This window comes from Anaerococcus sp. Marseille-P9784, from assembly GCF_902500265.1.
In the GTDB taxonomy this organism is placed as follows: Bacteria; Bacillota; Clostridia; order Tissierellales; family Peptoniphilaceae; genus Anaerococcus.
Genome location: NZ_CABVOZ010000002.1, coordinates 179214 through 197631, shown reverse-complemented (window position 1 = coordinate 197631; position 18418 = coordinate 179214). Strand labels below are relative to the sequence as shown.

Below are 18418 nucleotides of genomic sequence, written 5' to 3'. Positions count from 1 at the left end.
TAAAGACGGGGAGAGGATATCTTCATCGTCTTTTTTATTTGGGAGAACAACAGCAGGCAGGAATGTAAACGAATTTACTGCTATGCAAATGACAGCAGTTTATTCATGTGTGAGAGTTTTAGCTGAAACCTTAGTAGGACTTCCCGTTTATTTATATAAAACAGGTTTATCATTTGAAGTAGATAGGATACCAAAAGATAGAAATTTTCAAGGGTAAAAGTATAGGAAAAAGAACCTAATTCAATATGGAAATTTGTTTATTATACAGCTAAAAATATCATTTGAGTTTAAAATGAGATCTGTATTCTCTTAGGACTGATTTTTTGTAATTTTTGTTTATATTTAGCCAGCCCTAAGATTAATGCTTTTATATTAATCCCTCTTTTATCATAAGAGATAACTCTCTTGAAAGGGCAGGCCTATTACAAGCTAAAAATTTCGCCAAATCCTCTCTGGATAATTTATTAGAAAATAAGGAGTTCTTACCATATTTATCTATATATTTAATAATTTTCTCCCTAATTTTAGGCTTAGAATATATATCTAATTTGTAAGTTAAGTATGAAATTTGCTCATCATACAATTTTATAATATTTTCCATAAAAATCGGTCTGCTTGAACAAGACCTTTTATTTTCTTCAAAGATTTTGCTAACATCAAGTGCTAAAACTTCAGAATCTTTTTTTGCAACCATGAATCTATCAGCTAGGGAAGAAAAATTTAAAGAAAAAGAATCTGAAGTCTCATAAATCCTATCTATAATTTCCTTATCATCATCTATTGTAGATAGATCAATTCTTCCATTCAAAACTATACCTGCCTTAAAGCCCTTAGAAAAATCATATAGATATTGGCCTTTATTAAAAATTAAGGTTTTATGATCAATACAAGAAAGTATATGGCCTATAGTACTTTCGTCTAAACCATAAAATAATTTACTTTTCAAAATAATTTTTTCCATAAAATCCTTTCTTGTTGCTTTAGCAACTACAATAAAAATTAGATATGTTATAATTATATATGTAATGATTATCAATATCAAGGAGAGGAAAACAAATGGAAAAAAACAAAATTAAATTTGGACATGATTTTTTAAAGATGCTTGGAAGAACAAGACTCAGACCAGGCGGCGGTCTTATGACCGATTGGTTACTTGATCAGGTACAGATTGATAAAGATATGCAAGTTTTGGAAGTTGCTTGCAATAGAGGAGATAACCTAATAAGAGTTTATACTAAATATAAATGCAAAATAATAGGCATAGATAATGACCAAGTTGTCATAGACCAAGCCTTAGAGAATATAAAGCTTTTGGGCTTAGACAAAGAAATTGAAGTTATGAATATGGATGCCTTAAAGTTAGATTTTGAGGATGAAACATTTGATTTAATAATTAATGAGGCAATGCTTACCATGCTTCCAAATGAAGAAAAAGCAAAAGCTCTTAAAAATTATAACAGGGTTTTAAAAAAAGGCGGCTATTTATTAACTCATGATGTGGCAGTGGAAAATGAAAGTGAAGATATAAGAAGGCAACTTTCAAGATTTACAAACATGGACGTGTATCCTCTAACCGTAGAAAATTGGAACAAACTGTTTATAGATAATTCCTTTAGACCTTTTTCACAAAGAACTGGCAGGATGATTCTCTTAGACAGGGACACAATTATAAAAGATGAGGGACCAGTTGGAGCTGCAAATTTTTATAAAAATGCTTATGCACAAGAAAATAAGGATAGATTTGTGAAAATGCTAGAAAGGTCTAAAAATTCAAGCATTTCATATATAGTTTTAGCGAGTAAAAAGGAGGATTAGATGAAAGCTATTAAAAAATATCATTAATTTTATGTCTGACAGTGCTTGCCTTAACAGGTATTACTGCTTGTGGCAATACAAAAACTGAACAAAAATCAGAAAGCAAGGAAGTGACTCAAGCTGAGAAAAAGGAAGAAAAAACAGAAGAAACCAAGTATGAAAATAAAAAAGTTAGGACAATTACAGATCATGCAGGTAATGAGGTAGAAGTTCCAGAGAAAATTGAAAGAATAGTAATAGATCAGATTCCAATTTTATCTACATATATGGCCTATCATCATGGAAAGGCTCCGTATATCGTAGGATATGCTGGATCACTTAAGCAAGTAATTTCAAATACAGTTTTAAAGGACATTGCCCCAGAGCTTCTAGATAGCCAAAATACAGTTCAAGCTCAATCTGACATTAATATTGAGGAAATAATGAAGCTTAAACCAGATGTTATTTTTTACAATGCTTCGAATAAAGAACACTATGAAACTCTTAAAAAGACAGGGATTCCTTGTGTAGGATTTGCTACGGTTGGTACAAATGGACCAGCAGACCCGACAGATAAGTTGCCAGCCATCAGTTATTGGCTTATGGGCTCTTTTGCAAGATCATCTTATAAAAATTTGATGCTTTCAGCATCCCTAATAATTTTGGGAGTCATCATAATAAGACTCTTGATATTTAGGCTAAATATTATGAGCCTATCAGAAGATGAAGCAAAAAGTCTCGGGGTTAATGTCAAAAAAACCAGACTTATTTTTATATTTGCATCAACACTTATTACAGCTTCATCTATATCAATGTGTGGTCAAGTCGGATGGATTGGTTTGATAATTCCTCACATGGCAAGGATGATGGTAGGAGCCAACAACACTCATACCCTACCTTTTAGCATATCTTTAGGATCAAGTCTTATGGTATTAATAGAAGCTTTATCAAGAACAGTTTCTGTAATAGAACTACCAATATCAGTTCTTACAGCAATAATAGGAGCTCCAATTTTTATAAGTTTAATTAGAAAAACTGGGGGGTGGTTTCAATTAAATTAGAAATAAAAGATGCAGGATTTTATTATGATACAAATCATGTATTATTTAAGAATTTATCTTTTTGTCTGGATCAAGGTCAGGTTTTATCTATTTTAGGACCCAATGGAGTTGGCAAGACTAGCCTTATAAGATGTATATGTGATTTTGAAAAATGGAAACTAGGAAATAGTTTTATTGATGGAAAAGATATTTCAAGTTTTAATAGAAGAGACTTATGGTCTAAGATATCATATCTTCCTTAAAAAAGATCATTTTCTTTTGAATATTCTGGAATTGATATGGTAGTGTTAGGACTTTCTAGTAAACTTGGACCATTTGCAAAACCAGGTGCAAGAGAATATAAGAAGGCAAATAATATTATGAAAAGCTTAGCTATAGAAAAGCTTAAAGACAAGTCATGTTCTGTGATGAGTGGAGGAGAACTTCAGATGGGTCTAATAGCCAGAACCTTAATATCAGATCTAAGCTTAATCATATTAGATGAGCCAGAAAGTGGTCTTGATTTTAAAAATCAACTTAAAATAATTTCATTAATCAAAAAACTATCCAAGGTAGACAATATTAGTGTTATTATAAATACTCATTACTCAGCCCACGCTCTTGAAATAGCGGATAAATGCTTGATGTTAATGGAAAATGCTAGACATAAAATAGGCAAAACAGCTGATATTATCTGTAAAGAAAATATGAGAGAAGCATTTGGCGTAGATGTCATACTTGAAAAAATAAAAAAAGATAAGAAAGAATATAATACTATAATACCCATTAGCATAGTAGGTGGTTAAAATGAAAAATATCAGTAAGGGAAAAATATTGATACCAGAAGAGGTCATACCTATAAAAGACAATCAAACTATAAGCAAGAAACTTGTAGATTTATATGATTTTCACATCTTACTTATGAGTCTTGATCAAAACGCCAGTATTTCCCCTGAATTTTATGCTGAAGAAAGAATATATTTTGCTTTAAAAGGTGAGCTTAAATTTAATAATGAAAGACTTATAAATAACGAACTAATACTTTTTGAAAAAAATAAACTTTTTGACATAGAGGCAAGGGAAAAAAGTATATTTTTAGAAATCGCAATTAACTTAGAGGAGGAAGAAATGAAAAACATTGACAAAGGAAAGAAAATTAAACTAGTTGACTATTTAGATTATGTAGATGGAGGAATCACAAACATTGACCTTGTATCAAAAGAAGGGTTTAGGCTTGTTTTGATGGCCTTTGATGCAGGAGAGGGACTAAAACCACACAAGGCTCCTGGAGACGCTCTTGTCCTAGCACTTGAGGGCAAGGCAAAGCTTCTTGTTGGAGATAAGGAAATGGAGATTGAATCCGGAGAACAAATAGTATTTCCGGCAAATGTAATCCATAATGTAACTTCAATTACAAGATTTAAAATGTTATTAATATTATCTGTAGATAAATAAAAAAAGATTGAATGATTTTTCAATCATAAATCTGAACACTAAAAATTGGAACTAATACCAGAGTTAGCATTAAAGCTTGCTCTGGTATTTATTTGTTATAAAGATGACCTTTCTTGTACATTAAATTCTTAAAATTATTTGAAAATGCAACTTGTAAGTACAGCTTTTGATTTTAATAAAGAAAACAATATTTATTGCTAAGATGCAGAAAGATGTTATAGCTCATGTGCTTATATAGGGCTATACAAACAAAAGAGATTAAGATTAATGGGCAAGGTGTGTAATAATTATTGTCGAAAAAAGGTGGAGAGCTTGGGTTAGAGACTTAATTATGTTGTGTAACAAATAAATGCAAGGATACCATTATTAAAGCAATGGAAGATGCTTTTGCCTATAGTTGTGATTTGAAACAAAATAACCATAAATATGTTTGTTGATAAATTTTATGAAACAGACTTTAGAAAGTTATCCAAAGTAGGTTCAATGGGTGTAAAAATATTTGATTATACAGAAATATTAAAAAGCGACAGCTTACCAGAATATAATCAAATAGCGAAAAAATTAAAGAATAAGACATAGGAATAATTATTTAGCATCTTCAGTTGTAGGTGCTTTTCCTATGCCTAATTTTAGGAGATGGTAGTATAAACGCTTTAATTAGAATATTCAAGTCGATGGACAAACCTAAATATGGAAGAGGATATTTTCATGGCATATTCCATTAGGGAGAACAGTTATATTAAAATAGGTTAGAGAGAAATATAATCGAAAGACACTTCACTCTATTGAATGTCAGCATATCTAAAAACAAGACAAGTTAATCGATATTTTATGAAGAGAGGTTTTAACTAAGTTCAAAATTTAGTATAAAATTAAGTGTAAATTTTCATGACAGTTTGACAGTTTATTAAAGATGTATAAAAATAAGACAAGCTCCATTCCTATAGGAATAGACAAACATTGAAGAATAAAAAATGTATCAACCTTAATCCTGATAAAAGGGTAAAGGTTGATACACAAAATTATTTACAGATCCTTTTGTTTATTTAAGACTTGACGTAACAAACCAAATTTGTTTGTTATAGTCCTCTATATGATCCTCCATAGCATTAGCTACAGGGAAATTATCAGACTCATCCGCTTCTTTTCGAATCTCTAGGGCTAGTTCTTTTTGAAGTTTTATGTCAGATAGGACTATTTCTAATGCTTCTTTAATAGATATTTCTTTAGAAGTTTCAATCTCTTGAATTGTAGAAATTTCTAAATATTCTTTTAGATTAGCAACTGGAAATTCTCCAGACATTCTGATAAGCTCAGCAACTTCATCAAGTCTTTCACCAGCCTTATCATATTCGGATTCAAGATACTTATGGACAGCTACAAATTGGGATCCTACGATATTCCAATGTAGATTATGGATTTTAATGTTTATTACTGCAAGATTTGCAAGATATGTGTTTAATTTTGTCATTTTATTCCTCACTTTCAAATAATTTTGATTATCATTATCATTATATACAATAATAAAAAACAAGTCAAGTCTGTAATATTGTGTAAAATTTACTAGCAAATATTCATTATTTCATCCTAATATCGTAAATATGAACAGAAGAAAATTATTTCAGAGATACAAAATCACATCATGCAACAAAAAGGAATAGATAGAAAGATAGAATCTATACAAAAGGAAATATTAGATATCATCGAAAAGAGTATTTTATAAATTTTAATAATGAAACTTTGAAAAGGATAGCAAAAATGTTATCTCTTTTTTATTTTAAAGAAAGGAGTTTTATATGAAAAAATTAGAACAAATAAGACAAGAGTCAAAAGAAATAAAAGATAAAATAGACAATACAGAAGAAAGATTAAGGCAACTAAAAAATCAAGAAAAAAAGATATTAAAACAAGACATAGTAAAAAGAAGAAAAGAAAGAACACATAGGCTAATAACAAGAGGAGCAATCATAGAAAGCCTTATAGAAAATGCAGAAGAACTAACAGATGAAGAAATAAAAATTCTACTAGAAGAAGCAACAAAGACAAAAGAATTTAAAGAAACATTAGAGTAATAAGAGAAAATTAGAAAAATAAAATAACCAAATCTCCCTTAGATTTTCTAAGGGAGCAATTATACACCCTAAAGGGTGCTTGCGTCATGCGGAGCCAAACTCTTGCAGGGAGCAACAACCATTCGCTTTGGGTCTGCCCCAGCCAATTATCTCCAACGAAAATTTATTTGAGTTGTAGAGATAATTAGGCGAGGGTATTTCAAAACGCTCATTCACAAAGTGGATTAAAAATCTTCTAAGCCTCCACCTAAAACAACAAAAAAGAAAGGAAGTGATAAAAATGGCAGACAGTTTTCATTTTTCAGTAAACATAATATCAAGAGGAAAAGGCAAAAGTGCAGTAGCAAGTGCAGCATATATAAGTGGAGAAAAAATAAAAAATGAATGGGACGGAGTAACCCATGACTACACCAAAAAGCAAGGAGTAATTAGCAAAGAAATATATTTACCAGATCACGCACCAGAAGAATATAAAGACCGAAAAACCTTGTGGAACTCGGTAGAACTATTTGAGAAAAATTCTAATGCCCAACTTGCAAGAAACTTTATCATATCTTTTCCAAAAGAGTTAAGCATAGAAGAAAATAAAAAGATGATAGAAGAATATATACAAACCAACTTTGTAAAAGAGGGAATGATAGTAGACCTAGCAATTCATGATGAAAGTAGAGAGGGAAATCAAAACATTCATGCTCATATAATGACCATAGTAAGACCAATAAATGAAGATGGAACATGGGGGCAAAAAATAAACGAGCCTTTTTTATTAAAGTTCTTCTATTATATAGGCCAATAAAAAAAGAAAATTATAATATACAAGGCAACATAAGAAAGATAAATTAAAAATATTCTCAATCTTAAAAATATGCTCTTAAAAAAAAAAAAACGGAAAAATTGCTTTAAATTTTAAATTTCCTATGTTATAATAATCATGAGAATGATAATCAGATTCAAATATTAATTTATTTTAATAAAATTAAAACTAGAAACGGGTGGTTAGATGCTTAGCTTAGTAATGGCACCCTTAAATGTTAATTATAAGATTTTAAGGATTAAGTCTTTAAGAGATAGTAATGTAACTGAGTCCCACCTGGCGAATCTTGGTTTTGTCAAAGATGCAGTTATAAAAGTTGTTAATGAGAACGACGGTAATTTAATTGTATATGTTAAAGATTCCAGAGTTGCAATCGGAAAAGATATAGCGAAAAAAATATTAGTAGAGGAGATGTAAGACTTGCAATCTTTAAGAGATGCAGTTGTAGGAAAATACTACATCGTTAAAAAAATCAATGGTTCTGGTCCTTTGAAAAGAAGGATAATGGACATGGGAATTACAAAAAAATCAGAAATTTACATAAGGAAGATGGCGCCACTTGGCGACCCTGTGCAAATTAATATTAGACATTATGAACTTAGCAATAGAAAAGCAGATGCTGAATTAATTGCAATTGAAGAAATAGAAAAGAAGGAGGACTAAGATGGCTATTACTATTGCACTTGCCGGCAACCCCAATAGTGGTAAGTCAACACTTTTTAACGGCCTCACTGGTTCCAACCAATATGTGGCAACTGGCCAGGGGTAACTGTTGAAAAAAAGACTGGTAAGTATAAAAAAAATAAACACGTTTTTATATTACAATGTTATTAATAAAGATAAGTAGAAAGGATGATTAAAATGAGTAGAAAGAAGATTTTAGGATATATTTCTGCTATTATAGGTTTTTTATTAGTGCTTGCACCAAAATTTATAACACCCGTTTGTCCTCCTATGGAAAATGGGATGTTCATGAAATGCCATTGGATGGGAAATATGACCATAGGTATTGGCGCAGTCATTTTAGTATTAGCAATTATTATTATTGTAGTTAAAGATTCAAAAATATCTTTAGGATTATCTATTTCAAATATAGCAATTGGTATTTTAGAGATACTAAACGCTCATGTGCTTATTGGTGGATGTATGAAAGCCGATATGGCTTGCAGAGCAAAAACCATTCCATTTTGCACATTGTTGTCAGGCATATTGGTTTTAGTTAATATTTATTATTTTATGAAAGAAAGACATTCATAATGGAATCAATAATTAAAACTGAAAATTTAAGCAAGAGTTTTAAGAGAGGTTCTAATACACTTTTTGCAGTTAAAAATGTAAACTTTACCTTGAAGGAGGGAGATTTTGTCAATATAATTGGCAGAAGTGGTTCAGGGAAGTCAACTTTTTTAAATCTTTTGTCTGGTTTATTAAAACCGACTGAAGGTAAAATTTTTGCTAAGGGCAAAGATATGAGTGATTTTTCTGATAGAGAAATTAGCAAATATAGGAATGAAATCATAGGTTTTGTGCCACAAAGTCTAGGAACACTTCCAAATTTAAATGTTTTAGAGAATGTGTCTCTTCCTTATTATCTATTTAAAAGAGATGACTCTGCTTATGAAAAAGCAGCTATGCTTCTTGATGAGATGGGAATTTTGCATTTGAAAGATGATTTTCCTAAAAATTTATCTGGAGGAGAGCTAAAAAGAGTGCTGATAGCCAGATCTATGATTAATTCGCCGGAACTTTTGATTTTAGATGAGCCTACAAGTGATTTGGATAAAAACACTACTATGGAGATAATGGATTTATTAAAAAAAATAAATTCTAAAGGTACTGCACTTATTATAGTTACTCATGAGCTTGATATTTTAAAATATGGCAATACACTTTGCCAAATGGAAGATGGAAGTTTAATAAAAAAGGGGGATAGAGATGAATTTATTAAAGAAAAGGGCTAGCATTTTCGCAATGATAGTAATCATGATTACCCTCACTTTCACGTCTGCTTTTGCGGCAGATACAAAGTATGGTAACTGGGTTGAAGTCGCTGATGCTATGTCAGAACATTTACAAAAGGCCGTGGAAGTTTACAAGCCTGGAGATAAGGATGCTAAAAAAGCAGCCACAGATGCAATTAATGTTGCTTACTTTAAATTCTATGAGAAAATCGGATTTGAAAAAACAACTATGTCTGCAATTTCAGGCCAAAGGGGTTCAATGGTTGAACATCAATTTTACAGAGCAAAAAATTCTATCAAAGAAGATGCAGACCCAAAAGAAGTTAAAGATGAAATTGATGCACTTATAACTTATCTTCATGAAGATGCCCATACTCTTGATGGAACCTCTGGAGATTCTAAGTCCAGTGGTCAAAGTCAAGAAGATGCAAACAGCCTTTCAACAGGTCAATTGTTGGAAGAGCTGCTAAAAAGATTTGGTACATTTTTTGCGGTTCTTGGACTTACACTTCGTGAAGGACTTGAAGCCATTTTAGTTGTAGCTGCCATTGCTGCATATTTATCAAAGACTAATAATAGAATTTATTTAAAAGGTGTATATATTGGAGCCTTGCTAGGCATTGTTTTTTCAGTAGTCCTAGCTGGAGTATTTAATATCATCGCCAATACAGTGGGAGAAGTTGAGTCTGGAATGGGACAAGAAATATTCGAAGGAATTGCGATGTTTCTTGCCGTTATCGTACTATTTTATGTATCCAATTGGATGCTTTCTAAATCTGAAGTTGAAGTTTGGAATAGATACATTAAAAACAAAGTTGAACAATCTGTTTCCAAGGGTAATTATTTTGCCTTAGCTTTCACTTCATTCTTAGCAGTAGCAAGAGAGGGTGCAGAACTTATTTTGTTTTTCCAAGGTATGAGAACAGGCATTTCTGATAATCCAATGCAAATGTGGATTGGACTTTTAGTTGCCGCCATAATACTTGCAATTGTATATTATTTAATTGCTAAAGTTTCTGTAAGGCTACCATTAAAACCATTCTTTACATTTACTTCTTGGCTAATGTTTATACTTTGCTTGTCTTTCTTAGGAAAGGGCATAGGAGAATTACAAGAAGCAGATGTAATTGGCAGAACTATAGTTCCTTGGATGAATGGATGGTCTGCTGAAGCTATAGGTATATACGATAGGTATGAAAATCTTATTCCACAAATTATTCTATTAGTAGTAACCATTGTTTCTGTTATCTATCAAAATAATAGAAACAAAAAAATTAGAGCTGAGCTTGAAGCCAGCCAAGAAAAAAAATAGGAGGATATTATGTTAAAAAAGAAAAATTTATCTCTTGTTGTTATGACACTTGTATGTGTAATAATGTTTACAGCTTGTGGTAAAAAAGAAGATACAAAAGCTAATGATACAGCTAAAACTTCTACAGAAGAAAAAACACCAGCTGAAGGAAACAAGGAAGAAGCAGGAGATGCAAAAGCTGAAGAAGACAAGAAAGAAGCAGAAGATGCAAAAGCTGCAGCTCCAGGAGAAGATGCAGGATTCGAAGAATTCCCAATTGGCGATGACCATACTGAAGGACCTCTAGTAATCTCAGGTGTATATTTCCAACCAGTAGATATGGAACCGGCAGGAAACTCAATTCCTAAAGAAGAAGCTGATTGCCATATTGAAGCTGACATTACAGCATCACAAGAAGGTGCGACATTAGGTTATGGTGTTGGTGATTTCGTTCCATGGTTACAAGTAAAAGCTTATTTACAAAAGAAAGGTTCAGACCATGTTCAAGAAGTAGCTTTCATGCCAATGAACGCATCTGATGGTCCACACTATGGTGCAAATGTTAAATTTGACGAAGGTGTTGGCGTTTATGATGTAAAATTTGAAGTTACTGCACCAGGTAATGACTACTTACTACACGTAGATAAAGAAACTGGTGTAACAGGTAGATTCTGGACAGAACCACTTGTTGCAGAATGGACTGACTTCGAATGGAACGGACCACAATGGTAAAGTTTCTGTAAGGCTACCATTAAAACCATTCTTTACATTTACTTCTTGGCTAATGTTTATACTTTGCTTGTCTTTCTTAGGAAAGGGCATAGGAGAATTACAAGAAGCAGATGTAATTGGCAGAACTATAGTTCCTTGGATGAATGGATGGTCTGCTGAAGTTATAGGTATATACGATAGGTATGAAAATCTTATTCCACAAATTATTCTATTAGTAGTAACCATTGTTTCTGTTATCTATCAAAATAATAGAAACAAAAAAATTAGAGCTGAGCTTGAAGCCAGCCAAGCAAAAAAATAGGAGGATATTATGTTAAAAAAGAAAAATTTATCTCTTGTTGTTATGACACTTGTATGTGTAATAATGTTTACAGCTTGTGGTAAAAAAGAAGATACAAAAGCTAATGATACAGCTAAAACTTCTACAGAAGAAAAAACACCAGCTGAAGGAAACAAGGAAGAAGCAGGAGATGCAAAAGCTGAAGAAGACAAGAAAGAAGCAGAAGATGCAAAAGCTGCAGCTCCAGGAGAAGATGCAGGATTCGAAGAATTCCCAATTGGCGATGACCATACTGAAGGACCTCTAGTAATCTCAGGTGTATATTTCCAACCAGTAGATATGGAACCGGCAGGAAACTCAATTCCTAAAGAAGAAGCTGATTGCCATATTGAAGCTGACATTACAGCATCACAAGAAGGTGCGACATTAGGTTATGGTGTTGGTGATTTCGTTCCATGGTTACAAGTAAAAGCTTATTTACAAAAGAAAGGTTCAGACCATGTTCAAGAAGTAGCTTTCATGCCAATGAACGCATCTGATGGTCCACACTATGGTGCAAATGTTAAATTTGACGAAGGTGTTGGCGTTTATGATGTAAAATTTGAAGTTACTGCACCAGGTAATGACTACTTACTACACGTAGATAAAGAAACTGGTGTAACAGGTAGATTCTGGACAGAACCACTTGTTGCAGAATGGACTGACTTCGAATGGAACGGACCACAATGGTAAAGTTTTAAAAATTTATAATATTTATAAGGGGAATTCATGTTCCCCTTATATACATTTATTGGGGGTGAAATTATTTTAAAAATTTTTATTAAAGTTATGGAGGCGGGAATAGCCTTTTCTCTAATGATCTCTTTAATGCTTGCCTATTATACAACTAAAGAAAGTAAATATAAAAAGTATGTTATTATAATTTCTTTAGTTTTAGGGATAATTGCAGCAATTGTTTCAATAATTATAAGAAATATACCTAATTTTATTAATAGGACAGAATTGAATTTCTTGTCTATGGTACCCATAGTTATCTCGGTATTTTTAATATTAATTTTTATGGTATTTGAAGATAAGATAAATGCTAAAATTTATGATAATTTCATTTCAGCATCGGTTGTTGTTTATCTTGTAGGAATTTGTTTTTATTATTTACCATATGTATTTAACCAATCAAACAAATTTGTATATTATGGCGAAAGCGCAGTTTCAACAATTGTACTTTTTAGGATTTTAGGATTTGTTTTTGGAATAATAATGATGATTTTATCAGGACTTGCCGTATACAAGTCCTCAGTTAAACTTGAAGGTAAAAACTTAAAGATTGTAGTTTTTTTTAGCTTGATATGCTCGGGTATCAGCCAATTTAATATCATAATTCAAAGGTTTTATTCTAAAGGGATTATTCCTAGAAATGTTAACTTTTTTAGAGTTATTGCATTTATAGCTAATCACGAAAATATGTTTTTATTTGCAACAATGTTAATTATGATGGTTATTCCGGTAATGTTATATAAGCAAAATATTAAAGTTAATGAAGATTATAGCAACAGGGCTCAGTTAAGAAAAATAAAGTATAGAATGAAGAATAACAGACATTGGGCAATTTTTTTCCTTGTCGTTCTATTTATTAATACTTTTTCATTAACTGTTGGAAAGGCATATGCTAATAAGGAACAGGCCCTTTCACCACCTGAAGATTATCAAACTGAAAATGGAATGATTGTTATTCCTTTAAGTAGCTTAGAGGATATGCATTTGCACAGATATTTGTATAAGGCAAAGGATGGTGTAGAATTGAGATTTTTCTGCATTAAAAAATCAGAAGGTTCCTATGGAGTTGTACTTGATGCCTGCGAGATATGTGGTCCATCTGGATATTTTGAAAGAGGCGATGATGTTATTTGTAAGTTGTGCGACGTTGTAATGAATAGGGGTACAATAGGCTTTAAGGGTGGATGTAACCCGATACCTTTCCCATACATTGTCCATGATAAAAAGATAAAGATTGCGCCAAAAGATCTTGACGCATTGTCTTATGTATTCAAGTAGGAGGGCTTATGTTTTGGAGAATAGTTAAAGGAGCGCTTTTTAGACAAAAGGGAAAGATGGCTCTTATTGCATTTACAGTTGCCCTTGGAGCTTCTCTTGCCACTTCAATGTTAAATACCATGCTCGGTGTTGGAGATAAAGTTAATCAAGAATTAAAGACCTATGGAGCAAATATTAATGTATTGCCAAAGGAAGCTTCCCTTCTTGATGATTTGTATGGCATGCAAGAAAAAGAGGGGCAGGTTCAAAAATATTTAAAGGAATCAGAACTTCCTAACATTAAAACTATTTTTTGGGCTTACAATATTGTAGACTATACGCCATATCTTAACACTTGGGTTTCTTGTAATAATGATTCTAAACATACTAAGATGGTAGGAACATGGTTTAATAATCATATGGATTTGCCTACTGGAGAATCAGTTGATACTGGTATGATTAGACTTAAAAACTGGTGGGAAGTTCAAGGCGAGTGGTTATCAGAAAATGATAGCGATTCAGTTATGCTTGGAAAGATTTTTGCAGACAGAAATGGATTTAAAGTTGGTGATGAAATCCAACTAAAAAGCAATAATTTAGACAAAAAATTAAAAGTTAAGGGTATTTTCTCATCAGGTTCTGATGAAGATGCATTTATATATTCTACTTTAAAAACAGCACAAGAATTTGCTGGAGTTACTGGAGTTGTAAATAAAGTTGAAGTATCAGCTCTTACTACACCAGACAATGACTTAGCAAGAAAGGCTGCCAAAAACCCACTATCTTTAACTATTAAGGAATGGGAAGTATGGTATTGTACAGCTTATGTTTCTGCTATTTGTTATCAAATAACAGAAGTAATGACTGATTCTGTAGCTAAGCCAATTCGCCAAGTTGCAGAAAGTGAAGGAGATATTTTAAATAAGACTACTCTTCTTATGGTTTTAATTACAGTATTAACTTTGATTGGTTCAGGCTTTGGCATTTCTAATCTTATTACAGCATCTGTAATGGAAAGATCTAATGAAATTGGACTTCAAAAAGCTATAGGGGCGTCAAATGGAAGGATAATTTGCACAATTCTTGTGGAAATAATTTTGACAGCGATATTTGGAACAGTTATAGGTTACGGTGTTGGTCTGCTACTTACTCAGATTATTGGTCTAACAGTTTTTGGTTCAGCAATAGCTCCAACAGCTATGGTAGTTCCTATTGTAGCAATACTTATTATTCTTGTTACAATATTGGGTTCAATACCAGCTATAAGATACCTTTTGAATTTAAATCCAACGGAGGTACTACATGGCAGATAAACAAAGTAAAAATAAATTTTACTTAAAAATGATAATGACTTCCTTGGCAAGGAGACGTGCAAGAATGTTATCAGCACTACTTGCTATAGCTATGGGAGCAATAATTATTTCAGGACTTGTTACTATTTACTATGATATTCCTAGACAAATGGGTAAGGAGTTTAGGTCTTATGGTGCAAATATGTTGGTAATTCCCACTAACCCTGATAAAAAAATTACCAATGAACAGTTAGATGAAATTAAATCGTTAATTCCATCAGGAAAGCTTGTCGGTCAGGCACCCTATATTTATACAAATGCAAAAATTAATGAACAACCTTATATGCTTGCAGGTACAGATTTAAAGGGAGCGAAAGAAAATTCTCCATACTGGCTTATTGATGGTTCATGGCCTGAAAAACCTAGAGAAGTTTTAATAGGTAATGAAGTTTCAAAGGCTTTGGAATTAAAAGAGGGAGATAAAATTATTATAAATACTCCCAAAGTTAATGGAGAAGGTTCTATAGATACTAATTTTGTTGTTTCAGGAGTTGTAACAACAGGTGGTAAAGAAGAAGAACTTATTTTTATGGGTATTGATGATATTTCACAGCTTGTTAAAGACAAAAATTTTGATGTCGTAGAATATTCAGTAGAAGCTGAACAAAATGAACTTTCAAAAATAGTATCAAATATTTCACAAAAGGATGGATCTCTAACTCCACAAATGGTAAAAAGAGTTACCGCCTCACAAGATATAGTTTTGAATAAATTACAAGCTCTTGTCTTCATTGTAACGATAATAGTATTATTCATAATGATGATATGTGTATCCACAACAATGATGGCAGTTGTAACTGAAAGGCGTAAAGAAATAGGTCTTAAGAAAGCTTTGGGCGCAACAAATTCGTCAGTAATCGTTGACTTTTTAGGTGAAGGAGTATTTTTGGGGGTTTTTGGTGGACTTTTAGGTGTTGCATTAGGATATGTATTTGCCAATAGAGTAAGTATTTCGGTATTTGCTAGAAAGGTAAGTTTCTTGCCTCTTTTAGTACCTATTACAATTATTGTCTGTATAGTAATAACTATAGTTGCATCTTTAATACCAGTATCTAAAACTGTTGATATTGATCCAGCTTTAGTGCTTCGTGGAGAATAGAAAGGAATTTTATGGATATATTAAAACTCGTAGACGTTTCAAAAATTTATGGTGAACTTAAAGCCCTTGACAAAATCAATTTAACTGTAGAAAAGGGCGAATGGATTTCTATAATGGGTCCATCAGGTTCTGGTAAAACAACAATGATGAATATTATTGGTGCCATGGATAAACCTTCACTTGGCGAAGTTATTTTGGATGGTGAAGATATAGCAAAAAAATCACCTAAGGAACTAACAGTTATTAGAAGGGATAAGATAGGACTTATTTTCCAACAATTTCATTTAGTTAATTATTTAAGTGCTTTGGAAAATGTAATGATGTCACAATATTATCATTCTATGCCAGATGCACAAGAAGCAATGGAAGCTTTGGCTGCAGTAGGTCTTGCTGATAGAGCCAAGCACTTACCCAACCAATTATCAGGTGGGGAACAACAAAGAGTGTGTATTGCTAGAGCTCTTATTAATCATCCTACAATACTTTTAGCCGATGAACCCACAGGAAATTTGGATGAAAAGAATGAATATATAGTTCTTGACATATTTGAAAAACTTCATAATGCAGGATCAACAATTATTGTTGTAACTCACGACCCTGAAGTCGGTGAAGAATCTGAAAGAATGATAACTCTTGAACATGGTAAAATTTCAAAAGAAGAGAAAATGAAAAGAAAAAGACCAGTTATTGATTCTGTAAAAAAAGATGATAAACTTAAGGAGTTTATATGAGAAAAATTTTAAATGTATTAATAATTTTTTCTTTGGGGCTTGTCCTAGTTGCTTGTGGAGGAGATAAAAAAGAAGAAGCTCCAAGTGTAAGCTATAAGGACGGAACATATCATGGAGAATCTGCCAAAGATGAAAGAGGCGGACTTGTAAAGGTGGATATAAGTGTTAAAGACAATAAGATTGAATCTTGCACAATGCAAAACATTGATGGAGATGGAAAAGAAAAGGATGAATCTTACGGTCAAAGCCAAAATGAAGGACTATATAAGATAGCCCAACAAGCTATAAATCTTGCAAAGTCATACCCAGATAGATTAGTGGAAAAAGGAAATCCTGAGGGAGTGGATGTTATTACGGGGGCAACAGAAACCTACAAGCAATTTATAGAAGCTTGCAATAATGCTCTTGATAGTGCAAAATAATGAAAGATTTATACACAATTAATTTAGCAAAAAAAAATATAGAAAATAAGAAGACAAGATCAATTACCTTGATTTTTCTTGTAGGAATTTTAACTTTTATTTTATTCATGTCATCATTTATAATTTTTTCTCTTAAAAATGGCATGAAATCTTTATCAGATAGGATGGGAGCAGACATTATAGTAGTTCCAGAAGGTTATGATTCCAAAATTACAGGTGCAATATTAAGGGGAGAACCTAATACATTTTTTTTTGACAAGGACATATTAAGTAGAGTAAAAAAAATACCGGGCATAGAAAAAGCTTGTGGCCAAGTTTATCTATCTACACTTTCTGCTGGATGCTGTTCTTTTCCCATTCAAGTTATAGGAATTGACTTTTCTGATGACTTTAGCGTTAAACCTTGGCTTGAAAAACAGATTAAAACTCCAATTAAAGCTGGGCAAGTTGTTGTAGGTGCTAACATTGTGGGGGATATTAATCATAAGGTTAAATTTTTTAATCAAGAATTTGATATAAGAGGTAGGCTTGCAAAAACTGGCATGGGTTTTGATAATTCAGTTTTTATGACAATAGAAGAAACTCATAGATTAGCCAAGGAATATGAAAAGATAATTAATCATCCGGTGGCAAAAAAAGATGATATATCTTCTATTTTAGTAAAAGTTGAAAAAAACAAAGATCCAAAAACGATTCAAAAACTTATTAAAGAAGAATTTAAAAAAGAAAAAGTGTATCCTTTATTGCCAAGAAAAATAATGACACAAGTTTCAGATTCAGCAAAAAACATGCTTGTATATGTGTATATATTGATAGCTTTGATTTGGATACTAGCCTTCTTTATTTTAAGTCTTGTAAATACCTTATCAGTTAAGGAAAGGAAAAGAGAATTTGCAACCATAAGGATATTAGGAGCAACAAAGAAAAAACTCAGTGAAGTAGTTCTTATTGAATCTATGCTAATTAATGGTACAGGTGCAGTCATAGGTTCTGTGCTTTCCTTTGTTTTAAGTATAACTTTCAATAATGTATTTTCATCACTTTTGAATATGCCTTTTTTAAGACCGAATATATTCCTTATGATTTTAATGTTAATAATAGTAATAATTTTGGGAACCTTGTTAGGACCAATATCTTCAATTATTGCTATTAATAAAATAAATAAAGTAGAATTATTATTGATGCAAAGAGATAATGATTAAAATAGGCTCTTTGTCAAATTTTGGGGAGACTTGTTAACTCGAGTCTCTCTTTTCATTTAAAGATAAATACTTAGACTTTCCTGTTAATACTATTAACTCTACTTTTTCTTTTTCTATTCTTTTATAAATACGATTTTGAAAA

At 31.9% G+C, this 18418-nt stretch carries 19 protein-coding genes and 4 pseudogenes; 21 read left to right on the top strand and 2 right to left on the bottom strand.

Annotation, left to right across the window (positions count from 1 at the left end; genetic code table 11):
• Positions 1-367: 367 nt before the first annotated feature.
• A complete protein-coding gene (locus GAN53_RS04765; protein ID WP_151409813.1) occupies positions 368-961 on the bottom strand; it encodes a Crp/Fnr family transcriptional regulator in 594 nt (197 codons plus the stop codon).
• A gap of 95 nt (positions 962-1056) precedes the next feature.
• Between GAN53_RS04765 and GAN53_RS04760 the strand changes: the two genes are divergently transcribed.
• From GAN53_RS04760 to GAN53_RS04745, 4 genes and pseudogenes are all read left to right on the top strand, one after another.
• Complete coding sequence (locus GAN53_RS04760) at positions 1057-1815, top strand: class I SAM-dependent methyltransferase (protein WP_099320164.1); 759 nt, start codon at positions 1057-1059, stop codon at positions 1813-1815.
• Between the two features lie 41 nt (positions 1816-1856).
• On the top strand, positions 1857-2855 hold the full coding sequence (locus GAN53_RS09820; protein ID WP_225791822.1) for an iron chelate uptake ABC transporter family permease subunit: 999 nt from the start codon (positions 1857-1859) through the stop codon (positions 2853-2855).
• Positions 2837-3640 (top strand): annotated as a pseudogene (locus tag GAN53_RS04750) (ABC transporter ATP-binding protein). Before GAN53_RS09820 ends, GAN53_RS04750 begins: the two are co-directional and overlap by 19 nt.
• A gap of 1 nt (position 3641) precedes the next feature.
• Positions 3642-4289 (top strand): cupin domain-containing protein, encoded by a 648-nt coding sequence (locus GAN53_RS04745; RefSeq protein WP_151409811.1) that lies wholly within the window; start codon positions 3642-3644, stop codon positions 4287-4289.
• Between the two features lie 1042 nt (positions 4290-5331).
• Here GAN53_RS04745 and GAN53_RS04740 read toward each other — a convergent pair.
• Positions 5332-5760, bottom strand: a complete 429-nt coding sequence (locus GAN53_RS04740; protein ID WP_151409810.1) for a Dps family protein — start codon at positions 5758-5760, stop codon at positions 5332-5334.
• Positions 5761-6085: 325 nt separating this feature from the next.
• Here GAN53_RS04740 and GAN53_RS04735 point away from each other — a divergent pair, with 325 nt between their 5' ends.
• The 17 genes and pseudogenes from GAN53_RS04735 (at position 6086) to GAN53_RS04655 (ending at position 18276) form a co-directional block, all read left to right on the top strand.
• Positions 6086-6361 (top strand): DUF3847 domain-containing protein, encoded by a 276-nt coding sequence (locus tag GAN53_RS04735; protein ID WP_151409809.1) that lies wholly within the window; start codon positions 6086-6088, stop codon positions 6359-6361.
• A gap of 280 nt (positions 6362-6641) precedes the next feature.
• A pseudogene (gene mobQ, locus GAN53_RS04730) lies at positions 6642-7130 on the top strand (MobQ family relaxase); the annotation flags it as partial.
• Positions 7131-7361: 231 nt separating this feature from the next.
• Positions 7362-7592 carry a FeoA family protein gene (locus GAN53_RS04725; RefSeq protein ID WP_151409807.1) on the top strand — a complete coding sequence of 77 codons (231 nt, stop codon included), beginning with the start codon at positions 7362-7364 and terminating at the stop codon, positions 7590-7592.
• Positions 7593-7595: 3 nt separating this feature from the next.
• Entirely contained in the window at positions 7596-7838 is a 243-nt protein-coding gene (locus tag GAN53_RS04720; protein WP_151409806.1) for a FeoA family protein, read from the top strand.
• A gap of 1 nt (position 7839) precedes the next feature.
• Positions 7840-7994: pseudogene (locus GAN53_RS04715) on the top strand (FeoB small GTPase domain-containing protein); the annotation flags it as partial.
• Positions 7995-8036: 42 nt separating this feature from the next.
• On the top strand, positions 8037-8432 hold the full coding sequence (locus GAN53_RS04710; RefSeq protein WP_151409805.1) for a DUF4418 family protein: 396 nt from the start codon (positions 8037-8039) through the stop codon (positions 8430-8432).
• Complete coding sequence (locus GAN53_RS04705) at positions 8432-9136, top strand: ABC transporter ATP-binding protein (RefSeq protein WP_151409804.1); 705 nt, start codon at positions 8432-8434, stop codon at positions 9134-9136. Before GAN53_RS04710 ends, GAN53_RS04705 begins: the two co-directional genes overlap by 1 nt.
• Positions 9111-10448 (top strand): FTR1 family iron permease, encoded by a 1338-nt coding sequence (locus GAN53_RS04700; protein WP_151409803.1) that lies wholly within the window; start codon positions 9111-9113, stop codon positions 10446-10448. Before GAN53_RS04705 ends, GAN53_RS04700 begins: the two co-directional genes overlap by 26 nt.
• 9 nt (positions 10449-10457) lie before the next feature.
• Entirely contained in the window at positions 10458-11159 is a 702-nt protein-coding gene (locus GAN53_RS04695) for an iron transporter (RefSeq protein ID WP_151409802.1), read from the top strand.
• Positions 11158-11460, top strand: a pseudogene (locus GAN53_RS04690) (iron transporter); the annotation flags it as partial. The gene GAN53_RS04695 and the pseudogene GAN53_RS04690, both read left to right, overlap by 2 nt.
• Before the next feature lie 9 nt (positions 11461-11469).
• On the top strand, positions 11470-12171 hold the full coding sequence (locus tag GAN53_RS04685) for an iron transporter (RefSeq protein ID WP_151409802.1): 702 nt from the start codon (positions 11470-11472) through the stop codon (positions 12169-12171).
• A 36-nt stretch (positions 12172-12207) separates the two neighbouring features.
• Positions 12208-13491, top strand: a complete 1284-nt coding sequence (locus tag GAN53_RS04680; protein WP_151409801.1) for a DUF2318 domain-containing protein — start codon at positions 12208-12210, stop codon at positions 13489-13491.
• 8 nt (positions 13492-13499) lie between these two features.
• On the top strand, positions 13500-14783 hold the full coding sequence (locus GAN53_RS04675) for an ABC transporter permease (RefSeq protein WP_151409800.1): 1284 nt from the start codon (positions 13500-13502) through the stop codon (positions 14781-14783).
• Positions 14773-15921 carry an ABC transporter permease gene (locus GAN53_RS04670; RefSeq protein ID WP_151409799.1) on the top strand — a complete coding sequence of 383 codons (1149 nt, stop codon included), beginning with the start codon at positions 14773-14775 and terminating at the stop codon, positions 15919-15921. The genes GAN53_RS04675 and GAN53_RS04670 overlap by 11 nt, the downstream gene beginning before the upstream one ends.
• An 11-nt stretch (positions 15922-15932) precedes the next feature.
• Positions 15933-16652 (top strand): ABC transporter ATP-binding protein, encoded by a 720-nt coding sequence (locus GAN53_RS04665; RefSeq protein WP_151409798.1) that lies wholly within the window; start codon positions 15933-15935, stop codon positions 16650-16652.
• Positions 16649-17074 (top strand): FMN-binding protein, encoded by a 426-nt coding sequence (locus GAN53_RS04660; RefSeq protein ID WP_151409797.1) that lies wholly within the window; start codon positions 16649-16651, stop codon positions 17072-17074. Before GAN53_RS04665 ends, GAN53_RS04660 begins: the two co-directional genes overlap by 4 nt.
• On the top strand, positions 17074-18276 hold the full coding sequence (locus GAN53_RS04655; protein WP_151409796.1) for an ABC transporter permease: 1203 nt from the start codon (positions 17074-17076) through the stop codon (positions 18274-18276). Before GAN53_RS04660 ends, GAN53_RS04655 begins: the two co-directional genes overlap by 1 nt.
• Positions 18277-18418 lie beyond the last annotated feature (142 nt).